Origin of the sequence: Spirosoma liriopis, from assembly GCF_023196085.1 — a bacterium.
Lineage (GTDB): Bacteria > Bacteroidota > Bacteroidia > Cytophagales > Spirosomataceae > Spirosoma > Spirosoma oryzicola.
This window is the reverse complement of record NZ_JALPRF010000008.1, coordinates 111,334-136,731: the sequence shown is the minus strand read 5'-3', so window position 1 is coordinate 136,731 and position 25,398 is coordinate 111,334. Positions and strand designations below refer to the sequence as shown.

Below are 25,398 nucleotides of genomic sequence, written 5' to 3'. Positions count from 1 at the left end.
TTCAGGTGGTGTAAACAGTCGATGAGTAGGTCGTACCGCCAGCGTTTGGTGAGCGGAACGAATTTTCCCGTAGCTTCAGTGAGAACCACGGTTGCTTCGTGGTTCTCACTGCTACACGACTGGGGCAGCTTCCTAATTGGCCTGTATGGTGTATACTTTCCCTTTTTCGGTTTTCAGCCGCAACACGTAGCCTTCGTCGGTTTTCACAGCGGTTTGCTTACTGCCCTGAATGCGAACGGGTACATTGGTGAGCAACGCTAGATCGCCACCGGTCAGCGATTTTAGAGTAGCGCCGGTGAGGGTTGATTTTTTCCAGTTCATACTCACTTCGAAACCACCCCTTGCTTTCAATCCAGTTACGCTGCCTTCCGACCACGAATCGGGTACGGCGGGTAGCAAATGAATCTTATCCAGGTGGCTTTGCAACAGCATCTCCGCCATGCCCGCCGTACCGGCGAAGTTGCCGTCGATCTGGAACGGTGGGTGCGCGTCGAAGAAGTTGGGATAGGTACCCCCGCCCCGACTCATCTGCGTACCCGTCGTGGTGACATAATGCATCAGCTGGCGGATGAGTGAATACGCGTGGTTTCCATCCTGCAATCGGGCCCACCAGTTTATTTTCCAGCCCTTGCTCCAGCCGGTGCCTTCGTCGCCCCGCAGTTCCAGCGTTTTCCGAGCCGCCGTAAAAAATTCCGGCGTTTGGGTGGTAATCTGCCGACCAGGGTGCAATCCGAACAGATGCGATACATGCCGGTGGTGCGGATCGACCTCGCGGAACTCCTGGTTCCATTCCAGCAATTGACCCTGCTTCCCAATCTGAAGCGGAGACAACTGATTGCGCTTGGCGATCAACTGGTCCCGGAAGGCTTTATCCTGGTTCAGCACGGTGGATGCGTCGATCAGGTTAGTGAACAAATCCCAGATAATCGACATATCCATCGTGGTACCTACCGATACGCCCTGCTGCTTACCGGCCGCGTCGAAGAATTTGTTTTCGGGCGTAGTCGAGGGGGCGGTTACCAGCTTGCCGTTCTTATCAGGCACCAGCCAGTCGAGCGAGAACAGAGCCGCCTGTTTCATGATGGGGTAAGCCCGCTCGGCCAGAAATTTCCTGTCGCCCGTAAACTTATAATGTTCCCAGAGGTGCTGACACAGCCAGTTACCACCCATTGGCCAGTTAGCCCATAGCGGATCGCCATCGCCCCGGTCGCCGACGGCGTTGCTGAGCCCCCAGATATCTGAATTGTGGTGAGCGACCCAGCCTTTGGCGTTGTAGTATTCCTGAGCCGTTACGTGTCCAGTAGTGGCCAGATTTGGAATCCAGTCGAGCAGAGCGGTGTGCATTTCCGACAAATTCGTGACCTCAGCGGGCCAGTAATTCATCTGTGTGTTGATGTTGATGGTGTAGTTCGAACTCCAGGGGGCACGTAGCTCCTTGTTCCAGATGCCCTGCAGGTTAGCGGGCGGACCATTCGGACGGGAGGAGGAGATGAGCAGATAGCGGCCATACTGAAAATACAGCGTTTCCAGGCCGGGATCATAGCGACCCGATGAATAGGCCTGTAGCCGCTCGTCGCTGGGCAACAAGGCCGTTGGGTTCGACGCCAGCGTATCCCGAACGGAAAACGTGCAGCGGTCGAAATAACGCCGGTAGTCGGCCTGATGGGCGTTCAGTAAGGCCGCGTAGGGTTGACCGGTGGCTTGAACCAGGTAGGAAGCGGCCAGTTTTTTCTCGTCTTTCCCGTCCTTGTCCGGACACTTGTCAAAGCCGTTGAAGCTGGTCGCGGCTACCACGTAGAGGATTACTTCGCTGGCTTTGTCGATGTGAATACCCGCCGTATCGGTTTTGACCGAACCGTCTTTGGCGACGGCTTTGATGCGATACTGAAAGCGCATACCGTTGCAACCGGTGGTGTCGTCGTATACGATGGGTTTTCGCCCCTTGGGATTGTAATAGTTCGGATCGACGCGGGCCGGAGCTTTCCCATTGATGACCAGTTCGTTTGTTCCCTGGGCTGTTTTCTGAATCCGCAGGAGCGAACGGGTCGCTACGTCGAACGTCAGTTGCCGGGCTTTGTCGGCACTGAGTCGGATCACCAGCGCGTTGGCCGGAGCCGAGGCCAACAGTTCTCGTTTGTAGGTAACCCCGTCAATCGTAAACCGGGTCGTAGCGACGGCATTGGCAATATTCAGATCGCGGTAATAAGCCGATGGCTTTCCGGCCGGAAAGCGCTGGTTAAGCATCAGATCGGCCAGCGGCATGTAGGATTCCGTGTAAAAACCCTGCATTTTTTTGGTCAGCTCGTCCGCTTTGGCATAATTTTCCTGGTTGAACAGGGCCTCCCGGATGGCGGGCAGGTACGTAGCAGCCTGGGGATTGACGCCTTTTTTGACGGGGCCGCCCGACCAGAGCGTTGATTCATTGAGCTGAATCAGTTCCTGCTCGACGCCGCCGAACACCATCGCGCCAATTCGGCCGTTGCCCAGCGGCAGAGCCTCAACCCACTGATCGGCGGGCTTATTATACCATAACTTCTGGGACGACTGGGCCCGCAGGCTCCCCACGCTAAGCAGCAACGAAGCACAACTAATTACCAATAATTTCATACTGACAAGAAAATAAAGTTCACTGACCCAGACAAGCCAGTTGCCGTTTTTTAAGCTATTTAACCAGTACGTAGCGCTACCAGACTCACACGTGGTACGAGGCCGGTAGCGACGATCAGGAAATGCAGTTAAGTTAATAGCCTGGGTTCTGCTTTTGACCGGGATTGCGGTCTATTTCCGTCTGCGGAATCGGCCACAGATCGAATCGTGATTCATAATACTTCTTCTTCATGGTCGTGTTACCCGGCACCACCGTAAAGCCATTCAGTTCCTGCGTGGCGATGCCCCACCGTCTGAGATCGAAATAGCGGAATCCTTCCAGGGCTAGTTCAACCCGACGTTCGTGCCGAATGCGATCGCGCATGGTCGCCTGCGTAAGGCCCGTCGGTAAGGCCGGCATACCGACCCGGGCGCGCACCTGGTTGACGGCCGCATAGGCATTCGCCGGACCGCTGGCTTCGTTCTCGGCTTCCGCGTAGTTCAGCAACACTTCGGCGTAGCGCATCAACACCAGATCCTGACTGCTTACGGTGCTGTAACCGGGGTCAGATATCGTCGGGTCAAGCATTTTTCGGATGGCGAAACCGGTTGTGTTCGAGTTGGTAAACGGCTGGAACGTTTGCTGCGTACCGTTGTATTTGTTCCACCCCTGCGACGGTCCGTCGCCCGGTACGAAAATACTCATGCGCAGCCGGGGGTCCCGGTTTTCGTACGGCGCGGCTGGGTTGTACAGTGGGGATGAGGCCGTCGGTAGCCCATCCTTGCTTTCGTACTCACTCACCAGATCGGCCGTTGGCTGGAACGACTCCCAGCTACCCAGTTGCAGGTCAATACCTATACCCGGATACGAGTTGGGTGGCAGGTTCTTGACGGAGAATAAAATTTCAGGATTGTTGCTCTGCCCCGGTTTGTAAAATACTTCACTGTAGCTGGTGGACAACTTGAATTTACCACCATCGACAACCGCCTTTGACAGGGCCGCTGAGGCTGCGTATTGCTTTTGATACAACAACACCCGCGCCTTGAAGGCCTGCGCCGTTCCTTTTACCGCGTGCCCATCCGAGTAAGCCGCATCGGGCAGGTTGGCAATGGCCACGTCCAGATCTTTGTTGACACCCGTCAGCACTTCATCCTTGGTATTGCTGGTTCGGGGCTGCTTGAAGGAGTCGGTAGCCGGTTCCGTGATGTAGACCACGTTGCCGTACAGCTGGCCCAGCTGAAAATAGAAGTAGGCGCGCAGGAAGCTGGCTTCAGCCATGTATTTCTTCCGGTTCGTTTCGTCCATAGACACCTTGCTGATATTAGCCAGCAGGATGTTGATAGACGCGATAGCCCGGTAGCTGGTCGCATACATATTGTACACGTAGCCGCCCGTTGTCGGGGTTGGTCCGTTCAGGCTGATGGACGTGATTTCGGCATCCCAGGGGTATTGCGCATACGCGTCGTCGGTCAGCGCATCCCAGCCGGTGGGCCAGTAAAGCGAGACGGGAGCTCCCCCGCTTTTCAGAAAAGAATAATTGGCGGCCAGGGCCGACTGTACGTCAGCTTCCGTTTTCCAGAAACTGGCCGACGACAGTTGTTCCAGTGGGGCGACCTCAAGGGCGTTTTCCCGGCATGCCTGTAAGCCCGTAAGCAACAGCGCAACGACGATTATGAATCTTTTTGGCGTTTTCATGTGATGGATACTCTTAGAATTGAACGGTAGCGCCCAGTGTAAAGACCTGATTTTGTGGATAAGACACGTAGTTGTCCGTCACCGCTGTACGTTCGGGGTCCAGACCTGGAAACTTACTCAGTGTGAGTAGATTATCACCAGCAAAGTAGACCCGAAGCGACTGCATTTTTGCCTTGCTAACCAACGTATTAGGCAGCGTGTAGCCAATCTGCACGTTCTTCAACCGGACAAACGAGGCATCTTTCAGGAAATAAGTAGAGGCATAGTTCTGCACGGGTGCGTAGCCATCGGCCCAGTAGATGCGGGGCATCGTTGTCGATGGGTTGCTTGGTGTCCAGCGGTTGCGCCAGTCGGTTGTTGGTACAGATCCTTGCCGGAACGGCTCTGCGCCCCAGCCTGTTACGTACAGCCGCTGACCGGCCGAGCCAAAGACCTGCACCGACAGATCGAAATTGCGCCAGGACGCATTCGCGTTCAAGTTGTACGACATCGTCGGGTAACGCCCCGGTGTATACGTCCGGTCACTGGCGTCAATTTTACCGTCGCCGTTCACGTCTTTGATTTTCAAATCACCCGGCTGTGGCGTAATGGGCTGCTTGGGCGAGCGGTTGATCTCTTCCTGACTCTGGAAGATACCATCCCACTGATAAAGGAAAAATTCGTCTAGTGGTCGCCCTTCTTCCCGGATCGTTTGCCCCCCAATTTCGCGGCTTCCGTACTGAACCAGCCTATTCTTGTAAGCCTGCACGTTACCACCGATCTGGTAGGTGAAGTCCTTGCCGATCTTATCGCGGTAAGCCAGTTCGATTTCAAAGCCGGTGTTTCTAACCCGCCCGTTGTTTACCGTCGGCGCATTCAGACCAACGTACAGCGGCACCTGGTAGCTGCGCAGAATATCATACGTTTCCTTGTTGAACCAGTCGGCAGAAACGGTAAGGCGTCCGTTCAGCGCGGCCAGATCAAAACCCAGATCGACACTCTGCGTCGTTTCCCAGGTCAGCGACTGGTCGACCAGACCGGCGGCATAGTAGCCCGTCTGAAGGCTGTTGTTGAACGGATAGTTGGCCGTCGACAGCGCGTTCTGGTAAGGATAGGTACCGATATTCTGATTACCGAGTTTACCATACGAAGCCCGCAGTTTGAGGTCGTTCAGCCAGGTTATGTTCTTCATGAACGCTTCTTCGGTCAGACGCCAGCCCACCGAACCGGCGTAGAACAAGCCCCAGCGGGTAGCGGTCGGTAGCCGGGACGTTCCATCGTAGCGGGCACTGGCTTCGACCAGGTATCGATTCTGGTAGTCGTAATTGGCCCGACCATAGAACGAGCGAATCGCCCACTGGGAAGCCCCGCCGTAGTTGGTTTGTCCTTCAACCGGCCCCGCGTTCAGCTCCCGCAGGGTATTGGTCGCAAATTCCCGGCGGAAACCGCCCAGCGACTGATCTTTGTTCTGCTCCTGCTGCGCTCCACCCAGCACTGTGAAATGGTTTTTGCCGATCTGCTTATCGTACGTCAACTGGCTATACAAAACCGTGTAAGCCGTGTTACTGCTGTTAACCGATAAGCCCAGCGTTCCAACGTCGAGCAGACCCGCCTGAGTCAGATCGGAGTAATAATAGACAGGGATACGAGGGCGGAAGTCGTTGGATTTCCAGTACCCGAAGTTAATACCACCCCGGGTTTCCCACTGCAAGCCCTCTGCTAGTTTGACGTTGATAAATCCGTTCACCTGCGCGTAGTAATCGTCGGTCGTGGTCGTCACATTGTCGGCAGAAGCGACTGGGTTTTTGTTTCCCACCTCACCATTGTAGGCTCTGTATGTGTACAGACCGCTGCCATCGGGCAAGGTAGGTCCGTACAGGGGCGACTGGGCCAGCGTAGCCAGAAACGTGTCACCGGCCCCCGACGACGGCCCTTTCCGGTTTGAGTAGCGGAGCAGGGTGTTGGTTCCGAACGTAATGAAGTCGTTGACCTTTGAGCTTAAGTTAAATTGCAGCGTGTATTTCTGAAAATTGAACCCGCGCACTACGCCCGGCTGATTCGTGTAGCCCAACCCTACGCTGTAATTCGTATTCCCTGCCCCCCCGTTGACGTTCAGGTAGTGGTTCTGCACGTTAACGGTTCTAAAAATATCGTCCAGCCAGTTATGATTCGGGTACTTGACCCGGTCGGTCGCGTTCCGATACAGATCGATGGTCGACTGCGGGTAGATGGGATTCAGCCCCGAGTTGCTCCGGGCTTCGTTGCTCAGCTCCATAAACTCCGCCGAGTTGTCAATGACAGTCGGCAGTTTTGTCGGCCGCGTAATCCCATTGTTGAACGTATAACCGACGGAAACCTTCCCGGACTTCCCTTTTTTAGTTGTAATGACGATAACGCCGTTGGCCCCTCTGGCTCCGTAGATAGCGGCCGAAGCAGCATCTTTGAGCACCGACACCGAAGCGACGTCGTTCGGGTTGAGGTTGGTCAGGCTTCCGGGCAATCCATCGACGATCACCAGCGGATCATTGCCCGCTCCACTAAACGTACCGACCCCGCGAATACGCAGACTGACCCCTTCGTTACCCGGTTCGCCGGATGACTGCTGTACCTGAAGGCCAGGCAGTTGCCCCTGCAAGAGCGTAGCGGGGTTGGTCGCGATCCGTTTGTTAAGCTGCTCGCCCGTCGCGACAACCACGGCCCCGGTCACTTCCGCTTTCTTCTGCGTACCATAACCAACGACGACCACTTCATTCAGCGCTTTATCGTCCGTTACCAGCGCAACCGAAACCGACGTTTGCGAGCCTACCTCCACTTCTTTGCTCTGGTAGCCTACAAACGAGAATATCAGCACAGTTCTCCCCTGGTCGGGTACCGTCAGCGAGTAATTTCCGTTGGCATCGGAGGTTGTCCCCCTGGTCGTGCCTTTGATCAGGACACTCACCCCGGGCAGACCGGCCCCTGTATCGTCCGTAATTCGTCCGCTAACAGACCGGTCCGCAAGCTGACCATTTCGGATCGATATAGCAGGTTTGAATTCCTTACTATTGCGTATATACGCCCGCTCGGTTGCGGGGTTACCCACCGCCAGTGAGGAAAAAAGCGTAGCCGTACTTGCCAGACAGACGGTTAATAGCCGTGTCCGAACCGGAAAGTCGCTACTAGCTGGTAGTCGTTTATTTTTCATAGAATAAAGGATAGGATTAACCGTATACTGTTGATTATCAGTTACGGTGGGTGCTTACTTGACAGTTTAGCTCTGTTTTAATCGAACATTACCAATAGACACGATTTTTCTATTTTTTGAACTATACAAAGGAAAAATATTTTTAAATCAATACGATGCAGATATTATCCAGTTACTAAGCAATTCTAACATGTTGGAAAATGGTATTGCGTTTTTTGATGGCTATTTCTAATCAGTTGTTAAAGCGTCGGCTTTCATAGTATCGAAAAGTGTAAGCCAGCAGTTGCCGGTAAAGGCGAAGATTTGCAATGTGTGCTTATTCGAAGAGTGCTGAAATAGTCTTCCCTAATTAGAAATACACTATAGATCTAGTTTGACAGACACTGAGATGTAGGAGCAGGTAACACAACAATAATAGTGCAGTCGCCGGCCAACCTAGAATATGTAATTCGCTACTGGCAACAGACCAGTGAGAAGCGACTTCACTTTAGTAAACCATACTAACCTAAAGTTGGTGAAACGGGCATTTACTGAAATGTTAAGTTAACTGAAGCAATTAGTTACTTATCCCACATCCAAGTAGACGCTCTTTTTCTGAGACGAACGAAGTTCCCCTCTTTAGGCTTCATGATTGGGAATTTTAGGAGAGAAACCCCACATTGTATACGCTCTATCTTCGGTGAGTAGAGTTTTCATCACGTCCTACTCGATTGGCGACATATGCTTTTTAAAAGCAATAATCTTTTGTTTTTGTGCAGAATGAAAATTTCATAATTGATAATATTATATATGGTTTTTTTGAATAAAGTACAAATAATTAACAGTGAGCTTTCAACGCTTTCAATCAAGTGTATACTCTGGAAAGTTTATATTAGAAGAGAAAATACAAGTTCAAACAGTGATTTTAGGGGCCGTTAGAAAGTAATTAGATTGTATAGCAGGCTCTTTTATGCTGTGCTCAATCGCTTTCGATAGCTGGTTTTGGAGCTTGCTAAAATAGTATTTCGCTTAGTAATTCCGAATACATGAAACTAGTATAAATCACATTTGCCCTAGGCTTATCAGCCATCTGTTTGGCCACCACTTGCCAAGCTGACCTCGATCGTAACGTGATCCGGTCGACTCGTTTGGCTCTGAATGTTACCGGGGCCAACCACTGCCGGCCAACTAAGGCAATTTCGCACAAGTCAGCCAACCATTGTTTTGTTAAAAATAATGTCAAGGAACCCCTTCTAAATCCTAAAATAGAAAGTCAGAAAACGTTTGACGAGGTGTTTGTGGAGGTTACAGTTATGGGTAACGATGTTGCTTCCACACCAATTGATTTTACGGTGCAGTACGTGATTGCAGTTGTGGTGCCGGCGAGTGATCGAGTTGTCCGGCTGAGGCCTGTAAGTTTGCAAAAGGATGCTAAGGGCAACTTTGTTTTCACGGAGGATTTTGGTGTTAAGCAGACTTACAAGTCGTCGACAGATTTGATCATCCTTGTTGATAAAAAGGTAACTGTGAAGGTACTCTTACAGGAGACGAAAAAGAGCCAGGTGCTTCTCAAAGGCCAATTCCCAACCTTGTTTTCAAGTTGGGAATTGGCCCTTTCTGGTGCTTGAAGATTGATTCAAAGCTTAGCGATAAATTAACTCATTCCTACAACTACTTTGACTAAAGTCACCCTGGTGATTAGGGGCTGATTATTTGGTTAAATAGAATCGAGTCTGCGACCGTTTACCACTTTAGTTTCAGCCCCAAAACGCTGGGGGTAAGTGCTTAATTCGTTCCAATTGGTGATCGGTAATTTCGTAACGATGTATGAACAAATTTGCAAACTGGGTCAACACGTCTTGATTAATTGTAAGAACCGACGAAAGTTATTACTGATTTTGGGCTAAGTTGAAGCGTGTTACTAGCCACGGTAGCCTTTGTCAAATTCCTGTCTCGGTCTGTTGTGTACGAAATGAATTGGTTGGCTTTAACAGAAATACCGGATAGAGGCAGTGTGATCGGTGTTTCGGTCATATTGATTGACACAATGACAATTTTTTTTGCGGCTTCGTCTTTATAAGCCGATAGCATATAACTTCCAGCCTGTTCGATAGGGCTGACATTGGTATCAAGTTTGATGTCAATTCGCTTCATACTCGGGCGCACAAAGCGGGAAAAATTGCCGAATGCCCATAGTTGCTTGGAATCGACTACCAGACCTGATTGCCGGGCATTGTTTGGATCATTGAATTGACCGTCGGGACCATTGACATACACTAGCCCATCGCTGTAATTGTAGGGATTGATGGCTAGCCACCACTGCCAGGAGGCCACATTAGATACGGTTAGATCGTTATGAATCACTTTCGCCACATACAAACCATAGTCGATTCCGGTATTACGCGGATAGCCGTTGTACTTACCGCAAATGTCACCCAGAATCCCGAATTCACTTTGCCATAGGGTTGGTTTACCAATCTGCCCGGCGGTAACGAACGCTTTCTGACGGGTTGTAACCAAATTGGCATCGTCGCAGGTGGTAAAGTAGCTGTGATATGACATGACCGGGGCTACATTAGGTAAACTGCTCAGCGCAACGCCAGCACCAAACAGTTGTGTTAATTGACTTCCCCTCCCTGATTCAGCTTTTTCATATAGGTAATCGAGTTGGGCCGTCTCGCCCGTTATAACCATCGTTTTGCTTTGCTTAGCGGATAATCTGTCGGATAAAGCTTTTGTCAAACGAATAATATCACTGTTTTGGGCGGGCGTACCTTCCTGACTAGCTTTGCCATTATTACCTGCCTTCCAGTCCCACTGGGGCTCATTGATTGGGCTCAGGTATGTAAAGCCGAAATGTTCAGAAACGTCAGCCATGAAGCTGGCGTAGTCGTTGAGCCGGTCAGGTTTGATATTTAGCGAGTTGCCGCCCGGCGAAAATGCTTTACCATTTTGAGTCATGTGAACCGGGGGTGATATGGAGAAGCCGAGCGTGTAGGGGACGCCCCGCTTCTGGGCGGCAGCTAAGAACCATTGACTACCCGCCTGTTTACTCCAATCATACTGGCCGCTAGCGTTCTGAAAACACTCCTCTCTTCGCCATTCGTCACTGATGTTACTAGCTTCTCCCTGCTCATAACTACCCGCCCCGATGTTCATCCGCCACAGCGACAGTCCAATGCCTTTGGGCTGACCGTTGGTCAGTGTATCGGTGCTGAAGAGTAAGTCTGCGATCTGATTTTTTTTCGCTTCATCGGCCCATTTACCAATAAACTTAGCTGACCAGCAATCCGACGCACCAAAGCTATGAATCGTCTGGTATTCGGAAGCTAATGAAACAATGGCTTCGACATTAGGTTTGGGTTGCGCCTGTGGGATAGGGAAGGGGCCAATCTGACTCGAACAGGACAGCAGATACACCACTCCGTAAAGGAAAAGTTTATTCATTAGGTAAATGAGAATAAAAAGTTAAGTAACAGCATGGTCCAAATCGAATATGTAGAATTTTGACCATGCTGACTAAAATCAATAACCGGGATTCTGTATGATGACTCCGTTAGGGGCATTTACTTCCTGCTCCGGAATGGGTAGTAATTAATTAACCTTGTCTCGAAAGAGCGACCCTTTGAGAAGGCTCCGTATTAGAAGCTTTCTCAAAGGGATCCTTACTGATCGCATTGTATTGAATAACGCTGCCGTGTTGCCCTAAAATAGCGTCAATCAACGGTTTACCATTTTCTATACACTGTGTGTATCGTAATCCTGGCCACCACCGTACATATAAGCAACTGACCCGTATAATTGTACAACTGTCGTTTTGACGTGTCTAAAAATCAGATTGGTACTATAGCAAAAATCACCTTTTGGGTCATCATAACCAATGGTCGCTTCCAAGGCCTGATTGCGAAGCGCGCCCGCATTGAACCATTGTTTGTTATCTCAACCATGTTGAGTACCGAAGCTCAACTGAATTGGTGTGTTGAATTGGAGTTAAATACGTTGTTGTTGAAGTACTCTAAGTTTATCCGAAGTTAACTGTTTAACGTAGTCGCATCGAGACCTAGACTTAAATAGTCATCAACTTTCCATTATAACGTGGAATTGCCCGACAACTAGGGACCTATGCCGTAGGTCGTACTCCCCGAAAAGGGTTAGGGCCAGCCAAAATAAGTACTATTGTAAGTGGAATGGCATTACTGTTTCCCCGCTGCACCCAATGAGCTTTCAAAAACAGAGCATTTACGAACCTTTCATTCTACAAAAGCTCTCCGGACTGATCTGCCAGCCTAGGTAATCTGATGGAAGACGGCCGTATGCGCGGCTGACACCTAACTAAGCCCGTTTCATTTGTAAGAATAATTCGGGTACGCGTACAAATAGCTCCAGCCACTCCATCCTAGTTCGTACACTGACCAATTTGGCTGGTCTGGGCATCTGTATATCGTAGATTACCCCCTGGCTCTGCTCCAGCGTGTTCAGGAAGCAGGCGTAATCGTAGCCATTCAGTAGGTCAATTTTGTGGGCGATGGTCTGGGCGGAATACAAACCTTCGTAATCAACCTAGCTTTGACCTCCTTCCCACATTTGGTCTTGATCAGGATAACGCCGTTTGCGCCCCGTGCTCCGTAGGTCGCCGTTGCATCTTTCAGAATTTAAGTAAAGCCATTGTGATTTAGATGATGGTATTTAATCTTAACTACTCTTCGTTGTAGACCTGCTAATTGTTGACTAAGAACACTTCCAAATTAAGACAGCGTATGAATTCCTAAAAACATTCATACAAACACCTTGTTAGTGAGAAATACTCAGAAAACAATGAAGGTGTTAATTGCCGTTATGTTGGCCTGCCAAGTGTTAAGAAGTAGTGTTTGCCCTGGCTTCGGCGTCGATCAGTTTCCCCATTCAGTTGATCCTACTCAGCATTACCAGCTACAGATCGGACAAACAAGCCTGGCCGTTCCGCATACACACAGATTGAAGGCGCATTTTTCTTAGGCGTTGATTCTCTACTGTTTTCGCTCGTTTGTGCTATCCAAAGCATGCTTCACCTTCGTGCTTCACGCCAACCCATTCAGGAACATATACCGTTTTAATTTTATACCTAATTCACTCACGATGAAATCCATTAACAATCCAGAGGGCCTCGACCAATGCCCATTCAGGGGAACGCGTATTGGTGGTGCAATTGGCACTACTCCGCAGAATGACGACTGGTGGCCAAACCGGTTACAGGTAGAATTGCTACACCAGGAACAGCCGGTGTCCAATCCTCTGAGCGACGAGAACTACAAGGAGTTATTCAACAAAATTGATTTTCAGCAGCTAAAGCAGGATGTTAAGGAGTTGCTTGTTGACTCTAAAGACTGGTGGCCAGCGGATTATGCCAACTACGGTCCGCAGATGATTCGAATGGCGTGGCACTCGGCGGGTACATACCGAATTGCTGATGGGCGAGGAGGGGCTGGGCAGGCTATGCAGCGGTTTGCGCCGATCAACTCGTGGTGGGACAACGGCAATACCGACAAATCGCGCCGGTTGCTGTGGCCTATCAAGAAAAAATACGGAGCGGCTTTGTCGTGGGCAGACTTGATCGTGCTGGCCGGTAACTGTGCACTGGAAATCATGAATTTTCCCACTTTCGGTTATGGTGGTGGCCGTCGGGACGCCTGGGAGCCTGATCGGAGCACGTATTGGGGACCTGAATTCTGGGGTGGTAAACCCGTCGATCAGGTACCTGCGTTGACTCAGCACAAAGGGCATCCCGACGAGATGGTGAACAACAATCTCCGCTGGCACGGTAACCCAAAAGATGCTTACTTCGATCTGGAGAATCCGTTGGCGGCTACTCACCAAGCGTTAATTTACGTGAATCCGGAAGGGCCGGCTAACAATGGTGATCCGCACGATTCGGCTCGCGAAATCCGCGAATCGTTTGCCCGGATGGCAATGGGCGACGAAGAAACGGTGGCGCTGATTGCTGGTGGACATGCATTTGGCAAGAGCCACGGTATGGTGGCACCGGACAAAATTGGTGCCGCTCCGGAAGCCGCACCTATCCACGCGCAGGGCTTCGGCTGGCACAACCCGGTAGGATCCGGCAACGGGGCCAATACTATGACAAACGGTATCGAAGGGTCGTGGACGCAGAATCCCACCCAATGGGACAATTCGTACCTCGAAAACCTGTTCGGCTTTGAGTGGAAAAAAGTCGAGAGCCCAGCCGGGGCGACCCAGTGGACACCCATTGACCCAAACGCGCCCAAAACACCGGATGCCCACATCGCCGGTCAGATGAATAATCTGATGATGATGACATCGGATATCGCGCTTAAAGTAGATCCGGAATACCGGAAGATCTGTGAGAAGTTTCTGAACGACTTCGACTACTTTACGGATGCATTCTCAAGAGCCTGGTACAAGCTGACGCACCGGGATATGGGGCCGAAAGAACGATATCTGGGTCCCGAAGTGCCGGCTGATGACATGATCTGGCAAGACCCACGTCCCACCCGGGATTATGACCTGATTGATGAAAGCGACGTTGACCAACTGAAGCAGCGCCTGCTGGACAGTGGCCTTACCGTGTCGGCAATGGTATCGGCAGCCTGGTCGGCGGCTTCGGTGTATCGCCATTCGGACAAGCGGGGGGGAGCCAACGGGGCCCGGATCAGTCTGGAACCGCAGAACAACTGGGAACTTAATCGGCCAGAAGAGCTAAATCAAGTGCTCCAAACGCTTCGGAACATTCAGAGCGAGTTCAACAGCCAGCAGGTGGGCAACAAGCAGGTATCGCTGGCCGATCTGATCGTGCTGGGTGGTTGTGTTGCTGTCGAAAAGGCGGCTCGCGATGCAGGCGTATCGGTTACCGTTCCGTTCACGCCGGGCCGCGTCGATACCACGCTGGAACTGACCGATGTAGAAAGCTTTAACTGGCTCAAACCGGTATCCGATGGGTTCAAAAACTATCACAACGATAAAGTAGGTTATCGGGTACCCCCCGAACGAATCTTCCTCGACCGGGCTCAACTGCTGACGCTGAGCGCTCCTGAGTGGACGGTACTCGTTGGGGGCCTGCGCGTCCTGGAGCAAAATTACGATTACTCGAAGCATGGGGTATTTACAGAGCGTCCGGGTCAGTTAACCAATGACTTCTTCCAGGTGCTGACTAATATGGATTACGAGTGGGTTCCTCAGGATCAGCGGGAGATGTTTTTCGATGTTCGGGATCGTGCGAGTGGTGCTACTAAATACACCGCGACCCGTTGTGATCTGATCTTTGGTTCCAACGCTCAGCTACGTAATATTGCTGAAGTGTACGCTGCGGATGATGCGCAGCAGCGCTTCGTTCACGATTTCGTAGCCGCCTGGAACAAGGTGATGATGCTTGATCGGTACGACGTCAAAGACGAATAAAACGCTCTCGTTAAAAATAAAATACGACTGCCCGGCATCAATGCGAATAGTGTCGGGCAGTCGTATTTAGCGTACTGATTATCAGCGCTAGAGGAGTAACTTATTTTGCTGAGTTACCAAATCGACCAGTTGAGTTGAGCCAATAATTAACGGCGTACGCTGGTGTAGTGTACTGATTGGCTTGGTCAGCAGGCGTTGCTGACCGTCAGTGGCGCTCCCTCCAGCTTGCTCGATCAGAAACGCCATAGGAAAGCCCTCGTAGAGCAATCGTAATTTACCGGCGGGAGCTGCCTGGGTAGCCGGATATAAGTAAATGCCGCCTTTGAGCAGGTTACGATGGACATCGGCGATGAGTGCTCCAATGTAACGGGCTGTAAAGCGAGCTTGCTGACAGGCTGTGATGAACTGCTGAATAGCCAAAGGATAGTCTACTATGTTGCCTTCGTTACACGAATAAATCCGACCATCGACCGGCGTTGTCAGGGTTGGATGCGATAGGAAAAATTCGCCCAGCGAGCTATTGTAGGTAAACCCATTCACGCCCTGACCCGTGGTATAAACCAGTAGGGTAGATGTACCATACAGCACATAACCCGCTGCAACCTGCTGGAGACCACCCTGTAAAAAATCGGCTTCAACGGCGGGCGTACCGGGCTGCGATTGGCGTCGGTAGATGGAAAAGATGGTTCCAATGGATACGTTCACGTCGATGTTGGAAGAGCCGTCGAGTGGGTCGATAGCCACGACGTATTTACTGCCAGGATTTCCCGTGTGGATCACCTGATCCTCCTCTTCTGAGACCACAGCGGCCACTTCTCCGCCATTCCGTAAGGCCCGCAAAAACCGGATGTGTGCAATAACATCCAGTTTTTGCTGCGCTTCACCATGCTGATTTTCAGTGCCAAAACTGCCCGTTACGGCCAGAAGTCCTGCCCGGCTAATTTCCCGCTGGACGATCTTGGCCGCCAGTGCGATGTCGCGCAGTAGTTGCGAGAGTTCACCCGTGGCTGCCGGAGAAGCCTGCTGCTGTCGTTTGATAAACCGATCCAGCGTCGTACCAACCGGCACGGCGACAACATCCTCTGAGTAAGCGTTCATGAGTTGGTGAATGATGAGTGTTTTAACGGCTGTTTTTTTGTCATGGCTCCGGCCACCCAGCCCGACGCCATGACAAAATATTTCACAATTCGCTATTAACGAGATACTTAACATCAATTAAAGCTCGTTGTCAGTTTAACTAAACAGCGACTCCGACGTACTACCTCCAGCCGGATTTTCATACGTCTCGTAGTTTTGCCGGAATGCCCGCTCCAAACGGCTGGCAGTTGCATCGTAGTCGATCGGGCGCGCCCAGGTTTGGCGAGGATCGAGCAGTTCAGTGGGAATTCCGGGGCAGGTCTTCGGGATTTGCAGGCCAAATGGTTGCAGGATTTGGTAGTCCACTGTATCCAGAGCGCCCGTTAGTGCCGCCCGGATGACGGCGCGGGTATACGCCAATTTGATCCGTTGTCCCGTACCGAACGACCCACCCGTCCAGCCCGTGTTGACCAGCCAGACCGGAACCTCTGCATCCTCCAGGTGATGGCCCAGCAGATCGGCATAGGCGAATGGGTGGAGTGGTAAGAAGGCCGCACCAAAACAAGCTGAAAAAGTAGGGACAGGCTCTTTAATTCCGACTTCGGTGCCTGCTAATTTTGCTGTATAACCTGATAAAAAGTAATACATTGCTTGCTTAACCGTCAGCCGAGCAATGGGTGGCAGCACGCCAAACGCATCCGCCGTTAGAAAGAACAGGTTGCGGGGAGCGGGTCCTACGGACGGATTAGCCCGGTTGGCAATGTAATCAAGCGGGTAAGCGGTCCGGGTATTTTCCGTGACGGATTGATCAGCGAAATCGACAATCCGGGTATCGGGCGAAAATCGCGTATTTTCCAGAACAGCCCCCGGTCGGATTGCACCGTAAATTTCCGGTTCGTGTTCGGCGCTCAGATTGATCACTTTGGCGTAACAGCCTCCTTCGAAATTGAAAACTTGATCGCTCCAGCCGTGTTCGTCGTCCCCAATGAGTTGCCGGTCCGGATCAGTTGATAAGGTCGTTTTGCCGGTGCCAGACAACCCGAAAAATAAGGCTGTGTCACCTGCTTTACCAACGTTGGCCGAGCAATGCATCGACAGGACACCTTGCCGGGGTAACGTAAAGTTGAGTACCGAGAAAATACCTTTTTTCATTTCTCCCGCGTAGCCCGTACCACCAATCAGGATGACCCGTTTGCTGAAGTTGATAATGGTAAAATTCCCCTGTCGAGTGCCATCGATCGTTGAATCGGCCTGGAAACTGGGGAGATTCAAAATCGTCCAGTCCGGAGTGAAGTTAGCTCGTTCATCGGCTGACGTTTCAATGAACAGGTTGTGACAGAAGAGATTATGCCAGGCCAGCTCATTTACTACGGCGATGTTGATGGTGTAGCGTGGGTCGGCCCCGGCCTTGACGTAACGCACAAATACCGATTGGTCGGCCAGTGACGCCAGCATCCGCTGGTGCAGTTGTTCGAACTGCTTAGCCTCGATAGGTTGGTTGATGGCTCCCCACCAAATTGCTTTTTCGGTAAGTGCATCGCGAACGATAAACTTGTCTTTAGGCGAACGACCCGTAAACGTACCCGTGTCGCACATGAGCACCTCCGCTTCGGTGAGCACTCCCTCGCCACGTTTCAGGGCTAATTCGGTTAATTGAGACACCGTCAGATTCAGCGCTACCGTCGTTGTGTCGGGTAAGCCCAGCGATTGCAATACGTTCGTATCTACGTCAGAAAGTATTGAAAATAGGTTGATATTCATACAGCAAACAGGTTGTTGATTAGCGATTTAATGACCAAGAAAAAGCAATGAATTACCGGCTGAGTGCGGGCTCCGGTGTAGGCAGATCGGGTACGGTGGGGGGAGGGGTATTTTCGTCGAAGGCCTGCCGCATCATGTTCCGGTCGAAGGCTTTCTCGTTGTTCGCGAGGAAAATCGTGGCGACGGCATTACCGATAAAGTTGGTGATACTCCGCGCTTCCGACATAAACCGGTCGACGCCCAGCAGGAGCGCCAGCCCTTCCACCGGAATCACCCGGATGGCGGTCAGCGTACTCGCCAACACCACAAACCCGCTACCGGTAACGCCCGCAGCTCCCTTCGAAGTGACCATTAGAATCCCGATAATGGTCAGAATCTGCGAGCCGGTTAGTTCGACACCGAAGACCTGCGCCAGAAAGAGCGTTGCCAGCGACAGGTAGATCGTTGTGCCGTCGAGGTTGAACGAGTAACCTGCCGGAACCACTAGACCCACAACTGGTTTGGCACAACCCATACGTTCGAGCTTTTCCATCAGGGCGGGTAGCGCGGCCTCCGACGACGACGTTCCCAGAACAATTAACAGCTCCTGCCGGATGTATTTCAGAAATGACCACAGGCTGATCTGGTAGTAGCGCAGAATGGCGTTGAGCACGACGAACACGAACAGAAACATAGTCGCGTAAACAGTCGTCATCAGTTTGGCGAGGGGGAGCAGCGTACCGATGCCATACTTTCCGATGGTGTAGGCCATCCCTCCAAATGCACCAATCGGGGCAAACCGCATCACCAGATGCAAGCCTTTAAACACCCATTTCGACGCAACAGATAGCCCGTTCAGGATTCGTTCGCGGCCCGAATAGCGACTCAACACCATACCGGCCACAATCGATATTAGCAGCACCTGGAGTGTGAGATTATCGGCCAGAAATTTTAGCCACGAAAACGACTCGGCTCGCTCAGAATATTGGCTGACTGCCGCGCCATTCAGATTGCCTGTGGCTACCCCATCCCCCGGTCGGATCAGGTTCGCAACGCCGATGCCGATGAGCAGGGCCAGTGTCGTTACGATTTCAAAATAAAGCAGAGCTTTACCACCCACGCGTCCTACTTTTTTAAGATCACCCATGCTGCTGATCCCCAGCGTGATGGTCAGAAAAATAATCGGATTGATAAACAGCTTAACGACACTAATAAACCACTTGCCCAGAAACTCCATGTGGACGGCGGTAGCGGGGGCGAAATGGCCCAGCAGGGCACCCGAAATGATGGCTGTAAGGACCCAGAACGTTAGGTTACTCAATAGCTTTTTCATATAACTCAGCAGGTTGTTACAAAGAAGTCTGAACTCGGATTTTTATGATTTATAGGATTGGCGTTCCTCTTGTACAAAATTGAAATTAGTAAGAAGTGGCGGAGTCGTAGTGGTGTCGGGTTCTCAAACCCGACACGGTTGCTGGCGCGAGATGTCGGGTTTGAGAACCCGACACCACTACATCATTGACTAGTCAAACTGGTATTATGAGATCATAAAAATCCACACCCCATCAGGTAATAAATCAGAAAGAGAATGGGAAATGAAAGTGGAATACCGATACCCACCATCTGCGATGCCAGCGGGGCATTGAGCCCATACCGACTCGCCAGAATGGCCGCTGTATTCATCGGGCCAATCGCGGAACCTAGTATGCACAAATCAGTCACGTAATCCTGCCGACCCAGCCAGAACCGGCATAGCAAAAAAACCAGCAGCGGAGCCAGCAATAGTTTGTACGACAAGCCCAACAGCAAATGAGAACGCTCCTCGGGCCGTACGCGCCACTGTAACTGCATGCCCACCGATATCAAGGCCAGCACCGTAAACGGGGCACTGATTTTGTCGAGCAGATCACGGACCAGCGCCGAGTGCTGGTAGCCAGCCCCATTAGCCGCCAGCGCCAGCATAAACACCGGGAAGGGCGGAAACCGAAGCATATTGCCCAACATTTTCCGAACGGATGGTTGCCCCACCGGATGGTGCCCCACCGGATGGTGTTGGGCCGTATGCCAACTTGCCAGCGCTACGCCTAGTGTCATCGCCACGCCGAACGTACCGGCCTGACTCATCACAATCCCGACGGCCAGCCCCCGCTCTCCGTAGAGTAGTTCGAACAGAGGGAAGCCTACGAACGATACGCTGCTGATGCCGCCAGTTAGTTGAAGCGAACCGAGTGTTAGCCCATCAAGCGCCTGTGGGGTGCCTCGCAGCGACCGTCCCGCTAACCCGAAAAACAGCAACCCCATCAGGAACACGAGCCACGGAACCAGCACTGGCAACCAAAACTGCGGGCTGAGGTGCATGTCGGGAATGTGCCGTAGCGTCAGGGCCGGGATGAACACCGTCACCAGAAACTGATTCAAGGTCAGGTGAGCATCGGTAGGTAGTAACCGACTCGTTCGCAAAAGCCCTCCCGCCAGCAGACAAATCAGTAACAGTGCGATGTTCACCATAATCAGATTGATTCTCCTTTTCTGCTATACCAACCATAGGGCCGGGATGACAGAAAATGCTGTTAGATTTCTAAAAATTGACCATCAGGTTGGCGTAGTAATACGTTCCGTTGAATCCGAACTGGTTGGCGTTTCGGGTGTAGGGTACCTGACCGTTGCTGTAGGATGCATAGTTGCTAAAGACACGGTCGGGGTATACGTTGGTGATGTTGTTCCCTCCAAGTGTCAGTGAGAGCTGTTTGCTGAAGGCATATACTGCCGATACGTCGAACAGGTTTTTGCCGCCGAAGGTCTGTACGCGGTGAGGCAATCCGCTTGGTTTTTCCCAGGCCGTTACTGAGCCGAAATACGTCGAGCGTAGATTCACTGTCAGCTTACCTACCTGATAACCTAGCGATACCAGCACTTTGGTGCGGGGCTGGCTCGTTTCGATCAGGGCGCGGCTTACGGTATCAATCAGCAGAATTGGAGCGGTCGTACCGGCCTGCAACTGGGCAGGTGTTCCTTTCGTTCCAACAATTTCTGTCTTATTCACCGTCAGGGCAACGCTTGCCGTAAAGACATTGCTACGACGGAGCGTCTGCCGGAACGAGGTGACAAAGTCGATACCCCGCGTTTGTGTGTTGACCTGGTTGGTAAAGAACGTAATTTCCTGGAGGCCGGGGAACAAGGGTTTCAAAGCCGCAATGTTGGCCACCCGCAGATTCTCCGTGATGATGATTCGGTCACGAATGTCGATCTGGTAAGCATCCAGCGTAAACAGAAGCTTATTGCGGGCGGCTTTGGCCGTCAGACCCAGGTTGTAGTTCCATGACGTTTCGGCTTTCGGACTTTCGATACCGATCTGGTTCAGGCGTGGGTCGCTGTTTGGTATCTCCTTGGTTGATGTTACGACGCCGTTCTGTACCGTCGAGGTTGTCACGGCATTAGCGACCTGTTGCAGCAGCGGTGCCCGGAAGCCCCGGTTGATGGAACCGCGAATGGAAAAATTGTCATTCAGCTTGTAACGCGTTGCCAGTTTACCCGACAGGTTACCGCCAAAATCGCTGTAGTTTTCGTATCGCAACGCGCCGGTCAGCAAGAGTCGCTCGGTCAAATCGCTTTCCACATCGACGTACATACCGACGTTCGAGCGGGTTCGGTTGGTTTCATCATCCAGCCCAATGCCAACGCGTCCCTGCGATCCCGGAATCTTGTTATTAGTAGCGGCCAACGGCCCAACCTGGTAGCTGGCCGGATCACCCGCTTTGAGCTGAAACTGGTCGATACGGTACTGGGCTCCTAATGCAAGGCTCAGCGTTTTGGTGCCCATCACCCCGTACATGGTTTTGTTGAGGTTGATTTCGCTCACGCTCTGGCCGAAAGCAATCCGTCCCACGTAGAAGTCTTTGGGCGAATTGGCGCCCAGTGACGCGTTGGTTGAATTAGTTACATTCTGATCGAGGTAGTTAGACCCGTAGCCCGTGCTGAAATCCATGTTCCAGCCTTCGAGCACCTTCTTGTGAACCCCCAGTACCACGGAATAATCCTGCACCGTACCGGGTAACTGTGGCGTAAATCCGTCAGGGTAAATGGATGGGTTGGTCGTACCGGTGGCCGGGTTGGCGGTCCGGAAAAAGCCCAGTGCGTTCACCCGTTTACGCGAAAAGCCACCAAACGAGTAGAGCGTCCAGTTTTTGCTCAGTGGCAAACCCGCGTTGTAAAACAGTTGCCCTGATTTCATGGCGTTGCTACCGTATTGCGTTACCCGAAACGTACCGTATTGGCCGTAAACACCCCGCGATTCGCGAGTCGACTCATCGGTCGTTTTGTTGTTGGTGTATATCCCGGTATACGCTCCGCCAGCCACCGGTTGTGGATTGTACGGGTCCGAGCGGTCGGTACCAGCTGCGTCCTGATAACTCCCAGTTACGTTCAGATACCCCGTTTTTCCCAGGCGAAAACCATAGTTTACGCCAGCCGTATAGCCGCCCCCATCGCCCCGACTCGTCACGCCGTATTGCAACATCGCGCTGCCCATCCCGACCGATTTTTTTAGGTTCAGGTTGACAATACCCGCAATGGCATCGGACCCGTACTGAGCCGCAGCCCCATCGCGCAAGATTTCCAGCCGCTCGACAGCCAGCGTCGGTACGGCGTTCATATCGGTCACAACGGTACCTTTACCAACCGTTACGTTCAGGTTCACCGCAGCAAACTGATGCCGCCGTTTCCCATCCACCAATACCAGCATTTGATCGGGCGACAGGCCCTTGAGCGAGGCTGGGTCGGCGTAACTGGCTACGCCATTGATTCCATTCTTGGCTGAATTGAACGAAGGCGACGTAAACTGCACCTGCTGGCTCAGCTCGACCTGGCCCGTCGATTGCAGTTCTTTGGATGTCAGTACGTCGACCGGTACTGCGCGTTCAACATCAGTCCGGGCCACGCTCGACCGCGATCCTACAACCGCTACTTCCTGCAACGTGGCTGAACTCTCTTCCAGTATTACATCTACGGTTGTCTGACCCGTCAGCACCACGTCCTGGTTTTTATACCCAATAAACGAGAACGTCAACGTCTGGCCCGATTCGGCTTCCAGCTTGTACTGTCCCTGCGCATCGGTTGACGCTCCGCGCGTAGTTCCTTTTACCGTTACGTTGACACCGGGTAGCACGTCGCCATTTTTAGCCGTTACTTTACCCGTAATCAGGGGCGCTACTGGTACGGCCTGAGGCTCTTCATTCGTTACATTAAGCACAATCTGCTGACCCACCACTCGATAGGTAATGTGAAGCGGTTCCAGAAGTTGAGTCAATACGTTATCAAGCCGCTGTTCCTGCACAGAAACCGAAACAAGCCGGTCGGCTTTGATGACTTCGGTACTGTACATAAACCGGGTATCGGTCAGTTGCTCCAGCCGGTTTAGAATGGTTCGGGCGGGCTTGTCGATGGCCGTCAGCGTAACCCGACGGCTAAGCACTTCCTGCGCCCGACCTTCGTGGGCTATCGAAATACTAACGAATAAAATAGCGAACAGAAATTGGCAGACAGTAATTTTCATAATTGCCCACAACAATGCTGGTAAAGTTGGCTGGCGATGCATACTTTTAAGGTGTTTTGAAAGGGTTCATAGGAAATCTGGACAAAAACAATCCCTGCGCCCGGTAATCGGGCGTTTTGTAAACTCATGTTTCGCGACAGAGAAAAATCAGGGAATTTCAAGCCGGTGATGGTGGTGCATTACCGGCTTTTTCGTGACTAAAGGGCTAACGTAAGGAGTCTTTGGTGATTCATAAGCGTTGGTCTAATCGGTTTAAGGCGTTGTCGGTTTATGGGCGGGCGTACACCCACGGCTGTCGATAACCACTTGCCCATCAATTACTTCGTGACGGGCGTGGGTTACTTCGCTGATGAGCGCTAGTTTTTCGTAAAGCGATTCGTTACTCAGCCGGGCCGTGAGCGTACAGCGGGCCAGCGCATCGGCATCGTACACAAAATCAACGCCGTACGCTTTTTCCAGCCGGTCGAAAACCACCGGTAGCGGTGTGTCTACAAAGTTGAAATCAGGCTGCTGGTTGTCGGGTGTCAGCAACACCGGATTTTCAGCCAGCGTTTTCACTAATCGCGCGTCGGCTGGGTAAAACACCGCCCGCTGATTCGGTACCAGCACCACCGCATTATCCAGTTCCTTCGCCGACGTACTGGTCGTTGGTCGACTAAATACCGACACTTTCCCGGTCCGAACCGTCACCGATACGTTGGCTTTCCCGCCGAATGCTTTTACCCGAAAACTCGTACCCAATACCCTGGTCACTACGCGGTCGGTTATAACCAGGAACGGTCGTTGTGGCTGGCGGGTCACACTGAAAAAAGCCTCTCCCGTCAGAAATACTTCACGTTTGGTGGCCGAAAAATGACTGGGATAGCGGAGAAAGCTTCCGGGTTCGAGCGTTACGCTGCTCCCATCGTCGAGCCGGATGCGCATGGGTTTTTGGGTGTTGTTCATCTGCACACTCAGCAACTCGACTGGCTCTTTTCGTCCGTCCGACCATTGCCAGAGTCCATAGCCGAACAAACCTAGTAGCAATAGCACGGAGGCTGCCACCCGAAACCAGCTCTGCCGATAGACCGGCAAGGACCGAACGACTGTTTGCGAATCCGTCTCTGTCTGAATGTACGCCCACATCCGTTGCTGAACGGCTTTGTCCTCCACGGAGTCAACGGGTTGTTTTGACTTAGTTCCCATCGATTCATACCAGGCTTCTACTCGCCGGGTTTCTTCGGCCGTTGCTTGCCCGGATCGGTATCGACGCAGGAGCTGACGAAAGTCAAATGGAGTCATAGAGTTGGTAAACAGCTAAGGCTGCTGTTCATAGTGTAAGTCAGGAAACGGCCCCGTTAACCCTAAAAGAAAATGTAAATTCTATGAAAGTTTATGTTTATATGATTAGTAAGCCTATAATTTCTTTGTATTGTTCTATCGCTAACAACAGGCCATTTATATTCTGTTATCTGTCATCCCGAAGAATAAGGGATGACAAAACAACACTAAATCACTAGTTGACCGAAGCAATTACTGGATAAGGAAAAACAGTGCCAGGGCTCCCAGGTCGCGCAGGTTTTCGCGAACCACTTTCAGGGTGCGGGTCAAATGGTATTCAACCGCTTTCTCCGAAAGGTCGAGACGCTGCGCTATTTCGGGAATCGTTAAATACTCAAACCGGCTCATTCGGAATACCTGCTGCGACTTTTCGGGCAGCGTCTGCAAGCTTCGTTCAACGGCGTCGGTTAGGTCCTGCAAGGCCAGTTCGTCGGTTGGCTCGGTATCCGTCTGATTTAGAAAAGATTCGTAATAAGTCACAAAGCGTTCGTGGACCCGTAGCGATTCGATATGATTGATGATTGAAAACCGAAGCGCGGTCAGCAGGTAGGGCCGTAATTCCCGAATGGTTGTCTGGTCGCGTTTGGTCCAGATACTCACAAACAAGTCCTGAACCAACTCCTCCGCCGTTTCACGAGCGCGTAACTTCTGGTAAGACAGCCGATAAAGCAAACTCCAGTAACGATTGTAGATTTCTGCAAAAGCGTCCCGATCCCCTCCTTTCAGAGCGGAAACGAGTTGCGCATCAGCGTATTGATGGTATGCCGTTGAAAGTGATGACGACATGAACGAGGTAGGAGTTCAAGAAACGGCGAAAGATAGGTAGAAAACCGGATATATGATTATTTGGCGATTAATTAGGTAAATATACTG

General features: G+C 51.7%; 14 protein-coding genes. 2 read left to right on the top strand and 12 right to left on the bottom strand.

The genetic code is table 11. From position 1 onward, the window contains the following. Nucleotides 1–132: 132 nt before the first annotated feature. From M0L20_RS26585 to M0L20_RS26575, 3 genes are all read right to left on the bottom strand, one after another. Nucleotides 133–2,607: a glycoside hydrolase family 95 protein gene (locus tag M0L20_RS26585; protein ID WP_248480243.1), complete on the bottom strand. Its 2,475-nt coding sequence runs from the start codon at nucleotides 2,605–2,607 to the stop codon at nucleotides 133–135. A 133-nt stretch (nucleotides 2,608–2,740) separates the two neighbouring features. Further along, a complete protein-coding gene (locus tag M0L20_RS26580; protein WP_248480242.1) occupies nucleotides 2,741–4,282 on the bottom strand; it encodes a RagB/SusD family nutrient uptake outer membrane protein in 1,542 nt (513 codons plus the stop codon). Nucleotides 4,283–4,295: 13 nt separating this feature from the next. Then, the gene (locus M0L20_RS26575) at nucleotides 4,296–7,445 is read right to left on the bottom strand and encodes a SusC/RagA family TonB-linked outer membrane protein (RefSeq protein WP_248480241.1); all 3,150 of its coding nucleotides are present in this window, start codon (nucleotides 7,443–7,445) and stop codon (nucleotides 4,296–4,298) included. 1,127 nt (nucleotides 7,446–8,572) lie between these two features. Between M0L20_RS26575 and M0L20_RS26570 the strand changes: the two genes are divergently transcribed. Then, nucleotides 8,573–9,052 carry a hypothetical protein gene (locus M0L20_RS26570; RefSeq protein ID WP_248480240.1) on the top strand — a complete coding sequence of 160 codons (480 nt, stop codon included), beginning with the start codon at nucleotides 8,573–8,575 and terminating at the stop codon, nucleotides 9,050–9,052. A 235-nt stretch (nucleotides 9,053–9,287) separates the two neighbouring features. Here M0L20_RS26570 and M0L20_RS26565 read toward each other — a convergent pair whose 3' ends face one another. Together M0L20_RS26565 and M0L20_RS26560 are read right to left on the bottom strand one after the other, a co-directional pair. Beyond that, the gene (locus M0L20_RS26565; protein WP_248480238.1) at nucleotides 9,288–10,871 is read right to left on the bottom strand and encodes a glycoside hydrolase; all 1,584 of its coding nucleotides are present in this window, start codon (nucleotides 10,869–10,871) and stop codon (nucleotides 9,288–9,290) included. 885 nt (nucleotides 10,872–11,756) lie between these two features. Further along, nucleotides 11,757–11,969: a hypothetical protein gene (locus M0L20_RS26560; RefSeq protein ID WP_248480236.1), complete on the bottom strand. Its 213-nt coding sequence runs from the start codon at nucleotides 11,967–11,969 to the stop codon at nucleotides 11,757–11,759. A gap of 570 nt (nucleotides 11,970–12,539) precedes the next feature. Here M0L20_RS26560 and katG point away from each other — a divergent pair. Then, nucleotides 12,540–14,837, top strand: coding sequence for a catalase/peroxidase HPI (gene katG, locus M0L20_RS26555; protein WP_248480234.1), 2,298 nt, complete (start codon nucleotides 12,540–12,542; stop codon nucleotides 14,835–14,837). Between the two features lie 87 nt (nucleotides 14,838–14,924). Here the strand turns inward: katG and fbp are convergent, their stop codons facing one another. The 7 genes from fbp to M0L20_RS26520 all read right to left on the bottom strand — a co-directional run bounded on the left by fbp (nucleotide 14,925) and on the right by M0L20_RS26520 (nucleotide 25,311). Continuing rightward, nucleotides 14,925–15,935, bottom strand: coding sequence for a class 1 fructose-bisphosphatase (gene fbp, locus M0L20_RS26550; protein WP_248480233.1), 1,011 nt, complete (start codon nucleotides 15,933–15,935; stop codon nucleotides 14,925–14,927). Between the two features lie 135 nt (nucleotides 15,936–16,070). Further along, nucleotides 16,071–17,675: a phosphoenolpyruvate carboxykinase (ATP) gene (gene pckA, locus M0L20_RS26545; RefSeq protein ID WP_248480232.1), complete on the bottom strand. Its 1,605-nt coding sequence runs from the start codon at nucleotides 17,673–17,675 to the stop codon at nucleotides 16,071–16,073. 52 nt (nucleotides 17,676–17,727) lie between these two features. Continuing rightward, the gene (locus tag M0L20_RS26540; protein WP_248480231.1) at nucleotides 17,728–18,987 is read right to left on the bottom strand and encodes a cation:dicarboxylate symporter family transporter; all 1,260 of its coding nucleotides are present in this window, start codon (nucleotides 18,985–18,987) and stop codon (nucleotides 17,728–17,730) included. 212 nt (nucleotides 18,988–19,199) lie between these two features. Then, nucleotides 19,200–20,162, bottom strand: coding sequence for an AEC family transporter (locus M0L20_RS26535; protein WP_248480230.1), 963 nt, complete (start codon nucleotides 20,160–20,162; stop codon nucleotides 19,200–19,202). Between the two features lie 70 nt (nucleotides 20,163–20,232). Then, complete coding sequence (locus M0L20_RS26530; protein WP_248480229.1) at nucleotides 20,233–23,205, bottom strand: TonB-dependent receptor; 2,973 nt, start codon at nucleotides 23,203–23,205, stop codon at nucleotides 20,233–20,235. 252 nt (nucleotides 23,206–23,457) lie between these two features. Next, on the bottom strand, nucleotides 23,458–24,486 hold the full coding sequence (locus M0L20_RS26525; protein ID WP_248480228.1) for a FecR family protein: 1,029 nt from the start codon (nucleotides 24,484–24,486) through the stop codon (nucleotides 23,458–23,460). Between the two features lie 231 nt (nucleotides 24,487–24,717). After that, nucleotides 24,718–25,311 carry an RNA polymerase sigma factor gene (locus M0L20_RS26520; protein ID WP_248480227.1) on the bottom strand — a complete coding sequence of 198 codons (594 nt, stop codon included), beginning with the start codon at nucleotides 25,309–25,311 and terminating at the stop codon, nucleotides 24,718–24,720. Nucleotides 25,312–25,398: the final 87 nt, after the last annotated feature.